This is a genomic window from Paenibacillus sp. JT22N1 (assembly GCF_059692155.1).
Genome location: NZ_JCAUAW010000005.1, coordinates 415,920 through 434,024, shown reverse-complemented (window position 1 = coordinate 434,024; position 18,105 = coordinate 415,920). Strand labels below are relative to the sequence as shown.

General features: G+C 43.1%; 14 protein-coding genes. 1 reads left to right on the top strand and 13 read right to left on the bottom strand.

From position 1 onward, the window contains the following. Window positions 1-75: 75 nt before the first annotated feature. From sacB to nfsA, 12 genes are all read right to left on the bottom strand, one after another. Window positions 76-1,551, bottom strand: coding sequence for a levansucrase (sacB, locus tag AC58UU_RS13145; protein ID WP_497316207.1), 1,476 nt, complete (start codon window positions 1,549-1,551; stop codon window positions 76-78). A 211-nt stretch (window positions 1,552-1,762) separates the two neighbouring features. Beyond that, window positions 1,763-3,043, bottom strand: coding sequence for an ABC transporter substrate-binding protein (locus AC58UU_RS13140; RefSeq protein WP_497316205.1), 1,281 nt, complete (start codon window positions 3,041-3,043; stop codon window positions 1,763-1,765). Then, a complete protein-coding gene (locus AC58UU_RS13135) occupies window positions 3,040-4,260 on the bottom strand; it encodes a response regulator transcription factor (RefSeq protein WP_497316203.1) in 1,221 nt (406 codons plus the stop codon). The genes AC58UU_RS13140 and AC58UU_RS13135 overlap by 4 nt, the downstream gene beginning before the upstream one ends. A gap of 4 nt (window positions 4,261-4,264) precedes the next feature. After that, window positions 4,265-6,046, bottom strand: coding sequence for a sensor histidine kinase (locus AC58UU_RS13130; RefSeq protein ID WP_497316201.1), 1,782 nt, complete (start codon window positions 6,044-6,046; stop codon window positions 4,265-4,267). A 544-nt stretch (window positions 6,047-6,590) separates the two neighbouring features. Beyond that, window positions 6,591-7,571, bottom strand: a complete 981-nt coding sequence (locus AC58UU_RS13125) for a metallophosphoesterase family protein (protein ID WP_497316199.1) — start codon at window positions 7,569-7,571, stop codon at window positions 6,591-6,593. 11 nt (window positions 7,572-7,582) lie between these two features. Then, window positions 7,583-8,842 carry a Gfo/Idh/MocA family protein gene (locus AC58UU_RS13120; RefSeq protein ID WP_497316197.1) on the bottom strand — a complete coding sequence of 420 codons (1,260 nt, stop codon included), beginning with the start codon at window positions 8,840-8,842 and terminating at the stop codon, window positions 7,583-7,585. Between the two features lie 19 nt (window positions 8,843-8,861). Beyond that, a complete protein-coding gene (locus AC58UU_RS13115; protein ID WP_497316195.1) occupies window positions 8,862-9,752 on the bottom strand; it encodes a carbohydrate ABC transporter permease in 891 nt (296 codons plus the stop codon). Between the two features lie 18 nt (window positions 9,753-9,770). Further along, entirely contained in the window at window positions 9,771-10,640 is an 870-nt protein-coding gene (locus AC58UU_RS13110; protein WP_497316263.1) for an ABC transporter permease, read from the bottom strand. A 119-nt stretch (window positions 10,641-10,759) separates the two neighbouring features. Further along, window positions 10,760-12,463, bottom strand: coding sequence for an extracellular solute-binding protein (locus tag AC58UU_RS13105; protein WP_497316194.1), 1,704 nt, complete (start codon window positions 12,461-12,463; stop codon window positions 10,760-10,762). A gap of 140 nt (window positions 12,464-12,603) precedes the next feature. Further along, window positions 12,604-14,289: a response regulator gene (locus tag AC58UU_RS13100; protein WP_497316192.1), complete on the bottom strand. Its 1,686-nt coding sequence runs from the start codon at window positions 14,287-14,289 to the stop codon at window positions 12,604-12,606. After that, window positions 14,282-16,027, bottom strand: coding sequence for a sensor histidine kinase (locus AC58UU_RS13095; protein ID WP_497316190.1), 1,746 nt, complete (start codon window positions 16,025-16,027; stop codon window positions 14,282-14,284). Before AC58UU_RS13095 ends, AC58UU_RS13100 begins: the two co-directional genes overlap by 8 nt. Before the next feature lie 164 nt (window positions 16,028-16,191). Then, window positions 16,192-16,944 (bottom strand): oxygen-insensitive NADPH nitroreductase, encoded by a 753-nt coding sequence (gene nfsA / locus AC58UU_RS13090; protein ID WP_497316188.1) that lies wholly within the window; start codon window positions 16,942-16,944, stop codon window positions 16,192-16,194. 166 nt (window positions 16,945-17,110) lie between these two features. Between nfsA and AC58UU_RS13085 the strand changes: the two genes are divergently transcribed. Continuing rightward, a complete protein-coding gene (locus tag AC58UU_RS13085; RefSeq protein WP_497316186.1) occupies window positions 17,111-17,629 on the top strand; it encodes a MarR family winged helix-turn-helix transcriptional regulator in 519 nt (172 codons plus the stop codon). Window positions 17,630-17,711: 82 nt separating this feature from the next. On the opposite strand, the gene AC58UU_RS13080 is transcribed toward AC58UU_RS13085, so the two are convergent. Further along, window positions 17,712-18,101: a glycine cleavage system protein H gene (locus tag AC58UU_RS13080; protein ID WP_497316184.1), complete on the bottom strand. Its 390-nt coding sequence runs from the start codon at window positions 18,099-18,101 to the stop codon at window positions 17,712-17,714. Window positions 18,102-18,105 lie beyond the last annotated feature (4 nt).

Genomic DNA, 18,105 nt, shown 5'->3' with positions numbered 1-18,105 from the left:
TGCTTAATCCTTTTTGTAAAAAAGAAAACGCCGATTTTCATCGGCATTTTCTTTGCTTTATTGAGGAAACATTCATTATTTTTTCTTCTGCGTGTCAATCGTTAATTGCCCTTGTGCAAGGATACTATCATTGACAACCGAAGTTTTTGAACCATTAATGTTCAGCAAGAAACTCGGAGCAAAGGTAGATTTGTGGTCTGCATATAAACCTCTGTTTGTCATATAACTTGTGATAACGACATTTTTACCATCAGCTTGCGGTACTGCAAAGTGAGAATAAGTCCAGGTAAGATCTTTAGGATCAAGATTCATGTTTAATACAAGTCCGCTGTCATTTAACGGTTTGTATGTTCCTGTTAAGGAATCGGACACATAACCTAACATGTATACATCATTCCCGCCGATTCCATCAATCGTCATTTTGGATCCCCTGGAATCTGTGAACAAATACCATTTGCCATTCATTTTAAATACGTTGGCACGTTCGATTTCATCTGTTACTGTGTTCGATGCAATTAACGGTTTCATGACTTTTTTCAACGTATAATCGTCGTTCAATTCAATTATACCCAATGCGCCATTCGCTAACTCAGCGGCACGTTTTTTAGGACCTTGCAGCAATTTATTTTTTTCATCCTGGAAGAATTGCTTCTTTCCGCCGTAGAAAGCTTTGTTGAATAGAGACGCCTCTCCTTGGTAGCCTACTTCCGTTCCTGTGTTGGCTTCGAAAACAAGGTATTTATGACCGTTCTCTTCCACATAGTGAGGGTCTCTTAATGTATGATTATCCGAATAGTTCTCCGCTTCAATTCCTTGCATAACATTTTGATAGATTTTGCCGTCTCCGCCATCAAAAATCGATTTCAGATCCTGGACGCCATCAATTTTCAGCGTACTTTTATCTGGTCGAGATACATTGACTTGGGCCGTTGTTAAGGTTTGTTTACCATAAAACCCGTGATTGGGGTCCCAACCCTGACGATTTGTATAGAATAAGCGAACTTTTCCATCCGATGTTAAGGTTGCAGAGCCTGACCATTCTTCTGCTTGATTGTTTAGAATAGGATCGTTTGGAACGTTTTTATCACTATTCTTAAATACTCTGCCCGCATTTTTCCAGCTATCAATGGAAGTATCGCCTACTTTTTGATAGAACATGTAGACAAATGTGTCCCAACCTCTTTTAGGGTCACCTGCTAAAGCAAAAACGATATTATAGCCATTATAATTTGCTACTGTTCCATCAGCGTTTTGCAGCGGCCAGCTATCCCAAACATCGATATCGATCAAGTTGCCCTGCTCATCATAACCTTTTGCCGAAGGAAGATTTTTTATTGTTGATGGATCGAATTTAGGCGCTTGAAATTGTTCACTCTTTTGTTGTTCAGGAATTTTCAGCATGTCAGAGCGTGTAATGTGGGAAAAACCATATTTTTCATTGTAATCCATATTGTCTTTTTCTTTCGCAAATGCTTGAGCTCCACCCCCTACCAGCATTGCTGTAGTCAAGCTTACTGTTGTTGCTCGTTTAACAAATTTTTTGATGTTCATAACCTAACAACTCCTTCTCTACTTCAAGTTTTTTTCTCTCCACAATTAATATTTTAAGGCAAAGGAAAAGTTAAGAACATGTCGTACATTGATAGATTTACAGGCTTATATTGATACAGACGGACGGGACACTCGATCCCAAATACAAAAATAACCCTTACCACCTTGACTAAGCATCAGAGGCGAAAGGGTTATGAATTTAAAAAGCCAATTATTTCTGCTCAGCTTTTTTCCAGGATTTCTGGAGCTCCTGCAGCAATTGATCGCGGTTAAGCTGTTTGCCTACATAAGCTTGCATGGCATAGCCGAACTCTTCTCTTGCCCGCGAAGGAAATTTAAACCAGTTCCAGGACAACGTTTTCTTCTCCTTTGTGAAACGAATAATATCGTCCACGAGTGGTCCTGAACGGTCCGTCTCTATATTTTTAAACGCAGAAATAAAATGGAATTGGTCCTTCATAAACGTTTTTCCTTGTTCCGATGAAACCATCCAGTTTAAGAATTTCTTTGCTTCTTTCTTTTTCTCCGGCGAAGATTCTTTATTTACAACCCAGTTATTGGATACGCCCACCGCCAAGGCATCGTTTCTGGCGTCATCATTAATCGGAATGGGTAAGAAACCGATATTCATATTCGGCGTTATTTGATCAATCTTAGATTGAGCCCAATTCCCTTGTTTCAGGATCGCCGCTTTGCCGGTTGCAAACAAAGAGACTTCGGTATTATAGTCTGTCGTCAGAAAATCTTTATTGCCATATTGAACGGTCAAATCCAGCATTCGAGTCAGATCTTCGAACTTTTTGTTCCCTTCGATGGTTTGCGTCCCGTCGTTCAAAGCTTTAATAAAGGCGTCCGGGTCGTCTTGCTGGGCAAAAGCAATATTCAACATGAGAATGAAAAACCAACTATCTGAATATCCGACTGCAAAAGGGGTAATACCAGCGGAATGCAGCTTTTCCGACGCTGCCTTTAATTCGGAGAGTGTTTTTGGCAGTTTGTCGATACCGGCCTTTGCGAATAAATCCTTATTATAGATAAAGCCGTAGCCTTCCAAATTTATAGGCATCCCGTAAATTTTCCCGTCCATCTTCATCGGCTCAAGGGCCTCATCAACCACATTTTTCACCCACGGCTGATCGGATAAATCCTCCAGGTACCTTTTCCATGCCTTCGCTTCTTCGTAACCGCCGTTAGGGAAGATATCGGGACCTTTATTTGCTGCAAATCTTGCTTTCAATTCAGCAAGGTAGTTTGCCCCTCCGCCAAAGGTTAAAATATTCAGTTTAACATTCGGATTTTCCTTCTCGTATTCCTTTACCATCTGCTCGAACTCCGTGGAAATTTCCACTTTGGGATTAAGCACCTCCAAAGTGATGTTCTGATCAGGACTCATTGTTTCTATTTCCTTCACCGAACGATTGTCCGCCCCGCAAGAAGAAAGCGATAGGGCTAGCAACCCGGCTAAAATGCATTGAAAAACTTTGATTATCATGATTCCCCCTCGTTACATTTACAACTTTTATGAAGCAATCCCAATTCCGTTATTCCCCGTTTTCCCTCCTCATTCCGATACTCAAGAGGCGTCATGCCAACAATTCGTTTAAACAATTTCGAAAAGTAAGTTTCATCCTGGTACCCGAGCTTTAATGCAATAGAGTACATTTTCTCGTCCGTTTGGCTTAACCACTGTTTGGCTTGTTTTATTCTTAATTGAGTAACGTAATTGGAGAGGGTCATCCCTATTTCTTGCTTGAATCGTCGCGAAATATGTTCGCGGCTCAGGAAGAATCGGGTTGACAGTTTGTCCAAACTTAACTCTTGCATATAATGATCATTTACAAAAGTAACAATATCATGCATACGCCTGGCATCATCCAAATCCGTCAAACGATGTATGGCTCTGAAGTTTTGCTCAGCCAATGCCCTTTGCGCAGATTGAAAAGATTGCGGGAGTTCTGTAAGCGAAGTCATCGGATCGCCGCTAACCAAACGAACGGGAATATCAATGTGTTGGGTAATCCATTCCTCTATCGGAAAGAATTGGCCGTGAACAGAAAGGATCACACAAACATTAGGGTCGTTCTGAAGAGCATAGGCATTCCCCCATTCTCGAGTAACCAGCTCATCCGTCAAATGCTGGAGGTAGGGATCCAAATGATGGGTTTGGTAAAAATAAATTAAAGTAAGATCGTATGCGTCCGTTTGCGGAAGAGACATGGCTATTTCGTCGGAATCAAAAAGTTCCCCGTTACATGCCGCGGTAACTCCCCTGTTTAAGAGAAGCTTCTTGGCCTCTTCATAGACGCCCGTCTCTACATTGCTGCGTTCTTCCTCTTCTTTTTTCCAGGTTTCCACCGCTCCCGCAAGTGCTTCATTTAGCATTTCATTTTCGATAGGCTTCAACAAATAATCGTAGCTGCCGTGCTTAATCGCTTTGCGCATGAAGGAATAGTCGTCAAACCCTGTAATCAAAATCACTTTTCCCGGATAGGAATTGGCATCCAACCACTCGATCAACTCAATCCCGTTCTTTTTGGGCATTTTCACGTCTGTCATGATGATTTCCGGACTTTCCAGATCAATCAACGCTTTTGCCTCTTCACCATTTCTGGCTTCCAAAATATCGGTAATCCCATGTTTCTCCCACTGTCCCATAAAACGAATAATTTTCCTTACATTGGACTCATCATCCACGATAAGTGCTTTCATTACATCAATCCTCCTTGAGGTAGTGTGGAATCACCAGCTGCACGGAAAAACCTTGTCCCTGCATTGAATCAAGTAGGATTCCCGCTGTCGGATCATAATTAAGAACCAAGCGGTCATGAATGTTTTTCAAGCCGATATGCTGGGGCGAGTAGTTTCCTTCGTTAGCTGACGTGTAGATTTTATTTCTTAATGCCGTCAGCTCATCGTCCGTCATACTGCGGCCGTTATTTTCCACAACCAGATTCAAATATTCACCTCGTACTTCACCGTAAATACGCAAGTGAGCTTGTTCGAACCCCTCTTCATAACAGTGTTTAAAGAAGTTTTCAACGAGCGGCTGCAAAATCATACTTGGAACTGAAATACCAAGAATGTCCTTGGGTATGTCGATGGAATAGCTAAAATCGGTTTGAAAACGCTCTTCTTGAAGGTTCAAATACGCTCTTACATAATCCACTTCACTCCGAACTGTGGCCTGTTGATCCACACGAATGGCGTACCGCATCATTTTGGATAAGGAGACTACCAATTGGTATACTTTGGGAGATTCGCTAAATAGGGCAACCGCACCAATGGATTGGAGAGAGTTATATAAAAAGTGAGGATTAATCTGGGACTTTAGCGCCCTGTGCTGGTTCTTCCTGTTCTCAATCTCCAGCTTGTACTCACGGTCGATGTGACGATTGATCCGGTTCATCATGTCCTTGATATGCCGTTCCAGATTGCCGATTTCGTCTTCCCTATTATCGTCAAACGGAGCATTCATATTCCCTCCTTCAATGCTCAGCACTTTCCGGCTAAGCAGCTTGATCGGACGAGTAATCTTGTAGGATATGATGGCTATCATGATTAAGCCCAGAACTCCCACGATTACACCGACGATGATGTTCGTGTAGGCGGTTTTCCTCACGTCCTTAAATAAGAATTTGCTTGAGGTTATCTTAACAAAGTGCCACTGGTTTAACGGTTCCGACAACGTTCTGGAAAAGATAATATCGCCATTCGAAAGTTGTGTGCCTGCAGCCGACTGATTGATTTTCTTTTGTAATTCTGCCGGAACAGCCTTCCCTATCATGGCTTCATCGCTTGCATAGATGACATAACCGTCCGAATCGGAAAGCAATACGGATTCTTTATTTTTTTGAAGAAAATGATTTGATATGCGAGAAAATTTGTCCAAATCAATGTCTATCGTGATAATGCCGAGAAATTCTTTCGAAAGGGCATCCAAAATTTTGTGATGAATCGTCAATACCATCGCTTTGTCCGATGGGGGCATAATTGCTGTATTGTTATAATTTTCAATCTGATGTGGCGGTTCGATTAGAAAGTTCGAATCAGAGTTTATTAGCTTCTGAATAGAGACTTGTTTCAATAAATCCGGCTGCCGCTTACGGGAACTTATCATCGCATTATAAACCGTAAACGAGTTTTTTCCTTCCTCGATGTATAACCGAACCTGCCTAATTTCGTTTCTCATCAGATAAAAGGTTGTCATGCCTTTATAGATTTCATTCTGATTGAAATAAAGGGACCCTTCGAAGCCTTTTTCGAAAATCATGAACAAATCGGGATTTCGGTATAAAATATACGGAAGATTAACGATGTCATCAAAGTACTGCTCCAGGTCTTCGGACGCCTGCTCAATTTGCTCGCGGCTGTTCTCAAGCTCATGCCGTTCCACATTCTCTTTCGTTTGCCTATAAATCAATAGCATGGACAGAAAATACGGTAGAATAATAAAAACAAGCAGCATGATCAATAAACGGCTTTGAATGCTTTTCACAAAATTACTCCTTTTATTAAAAATCACCTTACTATTATTCTAACCTCTTAGCATTGTGATTTCTTTAGCCAATATCTGTAAAGGATTCGGTCTTTGATAAAAAAATCAGTCCGTAGAAATGTTTCAATCAAAAGAGACTGTCTCAAAAGTTCATAATGAACTTTTGGGACAGCCCCTTTGTTTCGATTATAATAGAAAGTCACCCCGAACTCTAGTTAGCGGAACGTAGGGCCACTATTTCGGGAAATATGCGCATAAAATCGTATAAGAGGAATGTGAGAGCGCTATTTGATCAAAAGGTGCGATTCGGAGACAGAAAACCGTGAAATAACGCCTCCTCGTTCCTCTTCCTCATCATTTCGGGTGTTTTTCAACCAAATAACGCCTCTACGTTCCCTCGGTAAGTTCTGGTTACCAAACCATAGCACGTTACAGTAATGGGCAAAGGACCTGCCATTACTCCAAAAACGACTTTTGAGACAGCCCCTTTTTTTCAGACCTGATATCCCCTCGTTTTCGACCCTGGCAGCCGAAAGAAAGGTATTCACTCAACTTTCCTACCTTCAGGCTGATGCTTCGGCTGCTCTTCCACGACGGTTCCGTCATTCTGACGAATCCACGTATCGAACCGGCGCTCCCCCTCCTTCAGTCGAATGACTCTCGCTCCTGTAGGCAGCAGGTCGTGGCGCACACCATCTACGTAGCTTACATATCTCGTCGAACGTCCGTAGCAAAGACGAATACCATGAAGCGTTCCCCAAAAATCGTTACCGTGGTCGTGACCGACAAACGTCCCCATGACATCGCCCATCTCCACCATTGCCGCAAACATACCTGAATTAATCGCAGGAGTAGAGCAGCAAGAGTCATAACGATGCCCATAGCATACTTGGAAATCCCATACGTCATTGTACTCTGGTAGGGGAATGTGGAAGAAGGCGAGCGCAGGAAGCGGTTGATCATCGATTCGCCTTGTCAGCTCTCGCGACTTGCCCACATACCAATTGATTTGATCTCTGCGAATCCAGTCATATCCGCCTACCCGATCACCGATTGAAGAGTAGTCGCCGCTATCCACGAAATATAGCGCCGCCGCCGCGTCATCGTTCTCGCCCGCCACAGTTACGACAAAGTTCCCGGCCCCGTTAACGCCTTCTGGATCCGGTTCCGCCACACAATATTCATGCTGCAATTGCAGCTCATGCATCGTTTTCCTCGGAACTTCGCCCTCCGAGTCGTGATTGCCGAACACGGCCGACCATGGAATACAGCTCTGCTCTGCTACATCAACGGCTTGGCGGAACGATTGAATCAGATCTCTCGCCCGATTACTCGCGATTACATCACCGGCAAACACAATGAGATCGGGCTTCTCGGCTTCGATGATTCGTTCCATAAGCACTCTTGTCTCTGAATCATACTTAGGTGTTTCCGGATCATAATCAAATTCATCGAGAAATTCCACATCGGAAAATTGTACGATGACAAACGTACCATCGTCTCGAAATTTTAGTCGTTTTTTCATAGCTGCACCGCCTATGCTCCATCCAATTTAAATTCTCTCATATTTACCACTCTTCGATCCAGCCTTGATCGCTCCGCAGCAAATGCCATCAAGTGACTCTGTACCGAATGAGCTGCAGAAGTTAACCCATTTCCTTGCCCTCCCTGCTGAACCAGCTTCACAAAATCGCGGATCAGGCCGAAGTCACCGCCTCCGTGACCGATATGTCCTCCAGGTATTTCAAGTGAGATTTGCTTGGTCGTGCCTGTTTCAAAATCAATCACTTCAATCTCATTTTTCTCCATGGCAGCGCGAATTTCGCCTTTCGTTCCCATCAGTTTGAGGGTTCGACTGCAATCATTCGTAAATGCGCTCATCGTAAAAGCAGCCGTCACTTCATTAGCAAACTCCATATTGACGACTTGATGGTCAACTACATCATTGTCGCAATGGTACACGCATTTGCCGTACGGCCCCTCTTGCAGCGCTTTCGTGCGAGCTTCTAAGCTAAGATCATCACTGATCGCTGAAGTGGGCCAGTGTATATTATCCGTAAGATACACTTTAGGCGCATAGTATGGACATGTATCCGAGACAGGGCATCCGTCCAAGCATCGCTGCGGTGCTCCCTTCGGGGCATTTTCCTTTTTAAAGTGAGACAACGATCCGAAAGATGATACATGGGTGCAGTCTTCCCCTGCTAACCAAAGAATAATATCCAGGTCATGACAGGATTTGGCCAAAATCATCGGACTCGATTCGGCGGCTTTGCGCCAATTGCCTCTGACAAAACTGTGCGCCTGATGCCAATACGCTACATTCTCATTATGCCCAATCGACATGAGCTGGCCAATCGCTCCCTCGTTCAACAACGTTTTGATTGTTCCGAAGAAATCCGTATAGCGGAGAACATGACAAATTGAAAATACTCGCCCATATTGTTCCGAACGCTCACCCATTCGGATACATTCCAGCGGATCGGGGGACATCGGTTTTTCGAGCAGTACGTGATATCCCGCTTCCAGCGCTTTCATCGTCGGTTCATAGTGCATATTGTCTTGCGTACAAATAAGTACGGCATCCGCCAATTTAGGTCTGGCCAATAAATCCTCCCAGCTCTCAAAACACATCTCATCCGATAATCCGTGTAGCGATTTGAACTTTTGGCTTCTCTGCTGATTCGGTTCTGCAACGGCAACTACCTGCAGCTCATCCGGATGTTCAAACACATATCCCGTATAATTGACTCCTCTTTGTCCAGCTCCGATTAATGCAAGTGTTATTTTCCCCATTGTCTATCCCGCCTCATTTTTATTCCTTCACACTGCCTACTGTCATACCTTTGATAAAATATCTTTGCACGAACGGGTAAACCATGAGAATCGGCAGCGCACCCATGAAAATCTGAGCAGTTCGGAGCGTTTTTTCGCTGAGATTCTCCAGCTGTTTGAGCTGTTCGACGTTTACGGACTGCATTTGTGCGTTCATGGCTGTTATTAAGGTGGAAAGGTACGTTTGCAGCGGATATTTGTCCGGCGAGTTCATATAGAGAATGCCGTCAAACCAAGAATTCCAGTGTCCTATTATGGTAAAAAGCCCAATGGTTGCAATCGCTGGCAACGATACAGGCAAATATATTTTCCACAGCAGCGTCCAATGATTTGCTCCGTCGATCGTAGCCGCCTCTTCCATTTCTTTCGGAATGCCTCGGAAGAAGTTCAGCATCATAATCATATTCCATACATTCAGTGCTCCAGGCAAAATAAGCGCCCAGATCGTATTAATCAACCCGGTCGATTTCACGATCATATACGTCGGAATAAGTCCTCCGCCCAAAAAAATCGTAACCGCAAAAAACCACACATACACAGTTCGGGAGCGAAACTGCTCCGTTTCTTTGGCAAGCGGATAGGCAGTAATGAAAACTAGAAACATGTTGATTACCGTTCCGAGCACGACCCTCTCCAGCGAAACACGTAGAGACCTAATAAACTCCACCTTATGTCCGAGATAAAAGTAAGCATCGAGTGTAAATCCGATCGGCAGCAGCTTAACTTCGCCGGCCATCGCCGCCGTATTGGAACTTAATGATACTGCCAAGAGGTGAATGAACGGCACAATACCTATAATTGTTATGAATGTCAGTACCAAGGCATTCATCACGACAAATAGCTTTCTGCTAAACGATGGTTTATAAACCATAGGAAGTCCCCCAGCCGTCTAAAATATTCTGTAATTGCTGAATTTATACGCAAGGTAGTACGATAGCGACACCAATCCGACGGATATGCCCGACTTAAATAAACCCACTGCCGCTGCAGGCGCAAACTGTTGGCTGAATAGACCGAGCCTGTAAGTGAACGTGTCAATAATATCAGCACCCTGATAAACGGTTGGATTATACATGATCAAGATTTGATCAAACCCTGCGTTCAATATATTACCCAGACTTAATGTGCTCATTAAAATAATGATGGGCATCATGCCCGGCAATGTGATATGGATCATTTGTTTCCATTTGCCAGCACCATCTACTTCTGCAGCCTCGTAAAGACTTGCGTTGATGCCTGTGATGGCAGCTAGAAAAATGATCATATTGTAGCCCATACCTTTCCAAACATCTGAGCCGATCATGATGGCTCGAAACCAATTGTTGCTGCCCATGAACATAATCGGTTCCAGACCAAAGCTTGAAATCATGTCATTAACCGGGCCCCTCAATGAAAATAACTCAAGAATAACCCCGCCCAGTACGGTCCACGCGAGAAAAAACGGTAAAAAAATGCTTGTTTGGATCATTCGCTGAAACCATTTTTTTGTAATCTCATTTAGTAAAAGCGCCAATATGAGCGGAACGAGTAAGGAAAATGCAATTTTTAAAGATGAAATGAGTATCGTATTCCACATGACCTGATGAAAGTCCGGCAGATTGAATACATATTTAAAGTTTTTGAACCCGACCCATTTTGATTTAAAAAAACCCAGCACCGGTTCAAATTTTTGAAAAGCCATCACGACTCCCAGTATAGGGCCGTAAGCATATACAAGTGTGACCAACACGCCAGGCAGCAGCATCAGATGCAGCGGCATTTCTGTTTTTATTCTCAACTGTGAAGCCTCCAATCGCACACAAATTCAAACGTCCCATTTTAATAAAATGGGGGAGAGATTGTAAGAAACTCCTCTCTCCCCCCGTTCTATGGTTCACCTTATTTTACGGCATTCTTCGTGTACCACTCGTTTACTTCCTTCGTAATATCGTCACCGCCAAGCTTCTTCCAGCTCTCTACGTATTTGTCGAATTCGCTTATAGGTGCGCCCATAATAATTTTTGTATAGGTTTCGTCGAGAAGTTTATCAAGCTGCGCTCCCTTTTCAACCTGTGTTTCCGTCGGAACACCGTAGAACTCGTTGAAGAACACTTGCTTGCTGTCACGAATTTGGCGTGTTATGCCCCAACCGCCATTTTTGGCTGCACGGCTGTAGTATTGACCCCAATTTGAACCTTTGGTTGCGTTCTTCGTATCGCCTGCAAGGAACTCCTTAGTTGCCTTAAACACGTCCGCGACATTTTTGTAGTTATCATCATCAAGCGTAATCGCCTCTTGTTTGGCATCCAAGGCCTTGTTAACCTCTGTGTAAATGGTTTCAATTTGAGCAGGATTATAGATTCTTGGCACGAACCAGTTGTAAACATACCCGTTTTCCGCTTTGTTTTTCTCCAGATACTGTTTTTTACCCATTTCTAGGTAGAAATTAATCATCTTGAGCGCAGCTTCCGGATTTTTCGCTTTTTTGTTTACAGCAATAATGTGGCTCATCCGCACCTTGCCCACCATCGATTTCCCTGGCTGACCATCCAGCGATGGAATTTGATAAGCTTCCCACTCCGCATTTGGATCCTTATCCTTGTTAATATTGAGCGGCCAGTTCGGGTACCACCATTCACCGTACGAAATACCGACCCTGCCGGCAACAATATCTTCCACAACTTTGTTCTCGTCTTTAAGCGCAAATTCCTTATCAATAATCCCCTTCTGATACCAGGACTGCAGCTTGGCCAGCGCATTTTTCGTTTCAGGCTGAATTTCACCCGCTGCAAGCTTGCCGTCTTTCCCTTTGAGCCAAGCTTTTGGAGCCGTACCATAGCCGTTAAAAACACCTCTTGCGTCAAATCCCCAACCAATGAGGGTTTTCTGCATCGCAATGCCATATCGATCATTTTTACCGGTTTTGCCAGGGTCATTTTTGACAAAGGCATCAGCTATTTTTTCCAAGTCATCAATTGTTTTCGGAGGCTGCAGGTTGAGATTGTTCAGCCAATCCTTCCGAATCCACAATAGCTGTGTCGATAAGTACGGATCTTCGAAACCAGGAATACCCAAAAGTTTGCCATCGGTCGTCGTGGTTTTCATGGCAAACCCGCCGTCCACCTGCATATAGGTCTTCAAAGCGGGAGATGCATATTTATTATAAGCATCCGTCAGATCTGCAAGCATGCCCTGACTTTTCAATTTCTCAAATTGCAGCGCATCCAAATCCAAAATGTCAGGCAAATCTGCGGAAGCAAGTGCAAGAGAAAACTTTTGCTCGTACTGTTCTGTCGGTACGCTCCACAAGTATTTCAGATCAATATTCAGCATTTCTTTCAAATCTTTCAGATAGGCATTCTGATCGGGCGTAATTCCCTTTGGCGTTTTCGGGTCTTCCGGAGGACGGAAACCTAGCACTTCGGTAACGGTAACCGGCTGAGCGTATTTCCCCAACGGATCTACGGTTTCGTTTTTTTGGGTATTGGTAGTTTGCTGCGGCGCACTCGTAGAGCTTGAAGCGCTTTCATTATTGCTGCAAGCCGCTAATGATGCAACCATCAGTGTAGTCATGAGAACAGAACTGACATGTTTTCTTTTCATGTTTTACCCCCCATATTTTCGCAAATTGAGAACTAGCGTTGTTAACGAACTATGGTAAAGGCTCGAGCTTTACACTATTTATTGTAATGCTGGGGGACAAATAATCGCTATAATAAACTATTTACATCGTTCTGTTTTGTTTACTTCCTCGTTTTATGAATGATAGTATCTCTAAATTCCTGTGGTGACACCTCTTTCATTTTCCGAAAAAATGCCGTGAAGTAGGAAGGTGATTCAAATCCCAATTTCAAAGCAACTTCATTGATTTTCACCTGCATGTCCTCAAGCATGTTCACCGCTGCTTCCGCTTTGGCTGTATTGATGTAGTCGGAAAGATTCCGCCCTGTAAGCTGCTTATAAAAACGCGAAAGATACGAAGGATTAAAATAAACCACTTCAGCGATTCTCGCAAGAGAAAGATCTCCACCTAAGTTTTCGTTTATAAACCTATGAATTCGTTCTACTAACAAATTTTCTCCCTTGTCAACTTGCTCTTTTTTCTCCATGCATATCTGTTTGCCAAGCTCTATATAAAAGGCTTCCGTTGCTAACCAATCACCGGGAATGTCCATCATGGCAAAATTTTCGAAATGCCTATGATCCTTGATTCTTTCAGTAATATTTTGCCCATTGATATAGGCTAAGAAGACAAGTACGAACATATAGTACCTTTCTAGACCTACAAGATAATTTTGACCCATATCAACTTTCAAACTGCTGATCAGATCCCTACAAACGATTTCTGCTTGCTGCTCGTCCCCTTCATCCAGCCTTTTTTCAAGCAATCGCAGTTTTTTGTTGAATTCATCCGAGTAAGCGGAAACCTTCGTCGGTTCCACTTTGAAAAACCCGTTCGTCATACCTAGGTCCATAATCGTCATTTTGAGCCCAGCTGCGGATCTTTTCCTAATCATTGCTTTCATAAGTTCAAATTCCTTATGAATGCTGTCCCATTCGACTGCTCCCCTTGAAATGATGAAAGAAACATCCATTTGAAGCAGATCGCGGCACGCATTTTGAACCGATTCCAGTACTCCTTTTAAATAGGTGACTAGGCTTCCCCAATCGATCGCATCGTCTTCACTTCGAAACCTGTCCGTATCCGAATTGAGCTGAATGAACCAAACAATTGTCGAATTTTCATATACAATATCTTCGTTTAACATCGAGGTGGGCAAGTATTGCTCAACTAAGTTTCTGATGGAATAAAGCGCGTTTCGTTTATTGGCGTACGTCATTCCTTCCGGCCAACAGTCCATTTTGCCAACAAGGATCAATACAGGGGAATCCCCCTTCAGCTTTAAATCTTGTCCCGCAAATAGGTCTTCGGATAAAAGATCGGCTACATTTTCGCCTAAAAGTAATGCCTCGAACATTTCCTTATTCAATAGCGGTGCCATGACTAGCATTTGCTTCCGGGCCTTATCAACAAGATCATTGTTCGTGAGCTCATCCTCTATTTTCTTTAACGCATTAGTAACCGCACCGATGACAACCTTATCTTCTTCGGTTTTCAGAATATAGCTTTCCACATTTTTTTGAATAGCTGTGTACACATAATCAAATTCGTTGTGCCCCGTCAAAAAAATAATTTTGCAGGAAGGCCAATAAAATAATATCTCATCCATTAACTGCAAACCGTTTTTCTCCGGCATGCGAATATCGCTGAGAACCACATCAATCTTCGTTTTTTTGATAATTTCAATTGCCTCAAACGCTGAGTACGCCTTACATACGTCGAGATCGAGCTCCTCTCTTTCCTGAAACATCTGTACAAGTCCTTCGACAATTGCCGGCTCGTCGTCAACAATTAATAGTCTATGCATCGCTGCCGCCCCCATAATTAAACTGAATGATGATTTCTGCTTTAAGTCCTCCATATTCACTTCGGGATACAAATAGCCCGCTGTGCTCGCCATATTTCAGTCGGATTCGATTACAAACATTGATGATGCCTGTCTTTTCAAGCACATTGAAGGAATTGGCGAGTCTCTCTTCGAGGGCATGAATGAACTCATCTGTGATTTTATTACCATCATCTTCCACGCATACGCACAATCTATCATTCTCACACGTTACTGTAATATGGATACTGCCGCCTTTGCGTTCGTTCTCAAAAGCATGATCAAATGTGTTTTCGATTATAGGCTGCATGATCAGACGCGGCACCATGAGATGCTTGCACGCATCGGGAATCTCATCCGCTATGACTTGAATCCGATTGGAGAACCTAATACATTGGATTTCCACATAATCCATGGCATGTCGATATTCCTTGGCAAACGGTACTTCATCCTCTCCGCTTCTTGTAACAAACTGATAATAGCTACCCAGCTTCTGAGCAAATGTGGCAACCGTTTCGTAGTCTTTAGCCTTACACATCATGTAAATATTAAAAAATCCATTGTATAGAAAGTGAGGATTGATCTGCGACTGCAGCTGCTTTAATTCGGAATGCTGCAGTGCTATTTTTTGTTCATAATTTTGCTGAATCGATTGCTTAAGCTTGTCTATCATCTTGTCAAAGCTTCTATAGAGGTAACCGAACTCAATATCGTTTTTCGGCCTTATCGAAATGTTCAGGTTATCTGTTTCCAACGTTTTGAACGCCGCAATCAACTCCCTAAGCGGATTGTGAATCATCATTTTGACTGAGAATGAAAAAACAAGAATGATGGCCATCGAGACCAAAGACATAATGATTAACCATACATTGAATTTCTTGAGAGACCCTGTGAGTTCATTTTGGTTTACATAGGAGAAAAGTGTTAGTCCGAGCGTACTTATTCGGTTGTAAGTGACCCAGTAACTTTGATCTCCGACTTTAAGAACATGACTATCCAAAGTTTTGTTATTCTGCTCTTTTGAAACGATATTGTATATACTTTTTACAATGGCATCTTCATGCTTAGGTGAGATATCAAAACTAAACGTTTCATTCGTGAGAACAGCACCGGCATCGCCATAATTTCCTACTAGTTGGTTCAGTGTCTTTTCCAATTTTTTAACGGATAGCTCCAAATAGACGATTACACTGGAATTGTTTGCAAACTCGATGAAAAACAATCTGCCATTGCTGTAGTATAAGGATGGTTTAGGGGAATAATTAAAAAATTTTTCAATCACCTCATACTCCTGATTCGGCAGTTTCGTGATTCCGCCTTGCGTAGAGATCGTTCTTCCAAAGGATTTCAAATATACCCCGGTATTGAGCAAATACTCACTGGAGTTCTGTATGGTGGCCAATCTTTCCTTTACTCTTTTTACGAGTTGGATTTCTTCGTAGTCGTCGAGTGTGCCTGATAAAAAGTTTAGCTTCTGGAGATCGGAATCGTTGATAACCTGCAGCTGCTGGTTTCGGATGAATGAAATTTGATCATCTAACTGGTTTGAATAAAATTGTACTTTGGACTGGATTGAATTCGAAAATTCCTGTTTGATAAATGATTGCCCCATCATATTCATCAACAGATTTACCAGGTAGACAGGAATAATCAATGCGGTAAAAACGATAATGACTTTTTGAAAAACGTATAATTTGGGCAGCTTTATTGGTTTTTTCACATTTCCTCCCTGTTGGACAGTTCATAGTTCAATCACCTCCCATCATACCAAAAATTTTTATGGAAGCGTCTACCTTTTCATCATCTCTTTCTTCCCACGCCACCCTAAGCTATCGAAAAAAGGACGTAAGAACTCACTTCAGTGAGCCTTACGTCCTTCTTCGATTAATTCCTGTTAAGTCCCTTGCTTTGAACATATTTCGTAAAATGCTGAACAGGTGCCTTGCTCTGAAGAACAGTAATATGCTTCTTTGACCACGTATCATCACGCACATTTTCATTTCGGTTCAAATAATACGCCCGCATTCTTTCATCGTACTCCCCAATTCTTTCACGCTGTTCTTCCAAATTTGTACTATAGTGATTTTCAAAATAAACAGCAGGGACAGGCAGCCGCGGCTTCGTATCCGTCTGTTGATCTGGTACACCAACTGCCATCCCAAACAACGGGACGACGTATTGGGGCAGTTGCAGCAGCTCATCCAGTCTGGTCAAATTTCTTGCAATCGCACCTAGCATGACGCCTCCAAGCCCCATCGACTCAGCGGCAAGCAGCGCATTTTGAGCGGCTAACGCTGTATCTACAACAGCGATTTGGTAAAATGCAGAGCTTTCCAGCATCGACTTCATCTCTTCGCGCTCCGCCTCGGAGCCCATCACCGTTACTCGATGCAAATCGGCGCAAAAGATGAACAGGTGCCCATTATTAGCAACGTATGGCAGTCCCGTTATCGCGCCCAGTTCTTCTTTCACTTGCTTATCCGTTATGCCGATAATGGAATATGATTGCAAGAAGCTGGATGAAGACGCCATTTGCGCAGCTTCTACAATCTTAACGATTTGCTCATCTGTCAATAATTCATCCTTAAAACGTCTGACTGATCGGTGGTTCATTATGGTAGCAATGACTTCATTCATAGATCACTACACTCCTTTGATTTGGGGCATCCCCCTGCGGTCATTTTTGTTTCCTAGAAACAATAATAACAAAGACCTCTTCTTTCGTCAATATTGTTTCCGAGAAACTTTATTCCTGTAATGAAATTTGCTATACTTACTTCAACAGAAAGGCAGGTATATGCGAATGAACTATGAGCATAAAGAACCCCTTATCCAAGAAGTCATCGATTCATTTACGAAGCTGGCCCAACGAATTCAAGCTGAAGATGATGGAGAGCAGCAATGGCTTCTTGCGCATTGCACCAATCCTGTCCTCACCGTTATTCTGCAGGACATATCGGCCATGATGCTGCATGTGCTGGATGCCATCGGAAAGCTAGAGCCAGTCAATGGCATCACCATCTCCAAGCAATTCGGCTTCCCCAAAGGAACCATTTCCAAAGTCACTAAAAAATTAGCTGCCAAGCAGCTCATCCAGACCGAAGCTCTTCCTGGCAACAAGAAGGAAATCATCTTCCGGATGACTCCCTTGGGAGAGGAACTGTTCCACCTTCATACTCGTCTTGATCAACATATAGAAGCTAATGCTATCCGATTTATGAACAAATATCCTCCTGAACAACTGCGGCTTATCGCTAGCTTCATGCAAGATATGAACCAGACCTCCTGGGTTCAGTTTGAAACAGAACAAGATCCGAGTTGAACTCTACCCTCTCATTAAGAATAAAAAAAGAATGCAGGACCAATGAAGTGGTCTTGCATTCTTTATATTTAATGCCCAACACTTAGTCTTCCAGCGAAAACTCCCGATCATAAGTTTCCTCTTCCCATAGCTGCGCCAGCTCAGATTCATGACTCCACTGAATCGTGAATAGCCAGCCCTTGTCATAGGGGGATTCGTGAATCAGCATCACCGCTCTTTCCAGCAGCCGATTGACTGATGTTATTTTTCCAGATAAAGGGGCTAGCAGATCGTGTTCGTCATCCGCCGCAGTCTCAACAGAGCCAATGAATTCCCCTTTTCTCACATGAGTCTCCTGATCTGGGAGCTCGATAAAAACAATCATTCCCAGCTCGCTGATCCCGTACTCCGTTAACCCGACAACAGTTTTTTCCCCGTCGAGCCTGATCCAGTAGTGATCTCTTGTATATTTAAAATTCGTCGGAACCGTCATGTCC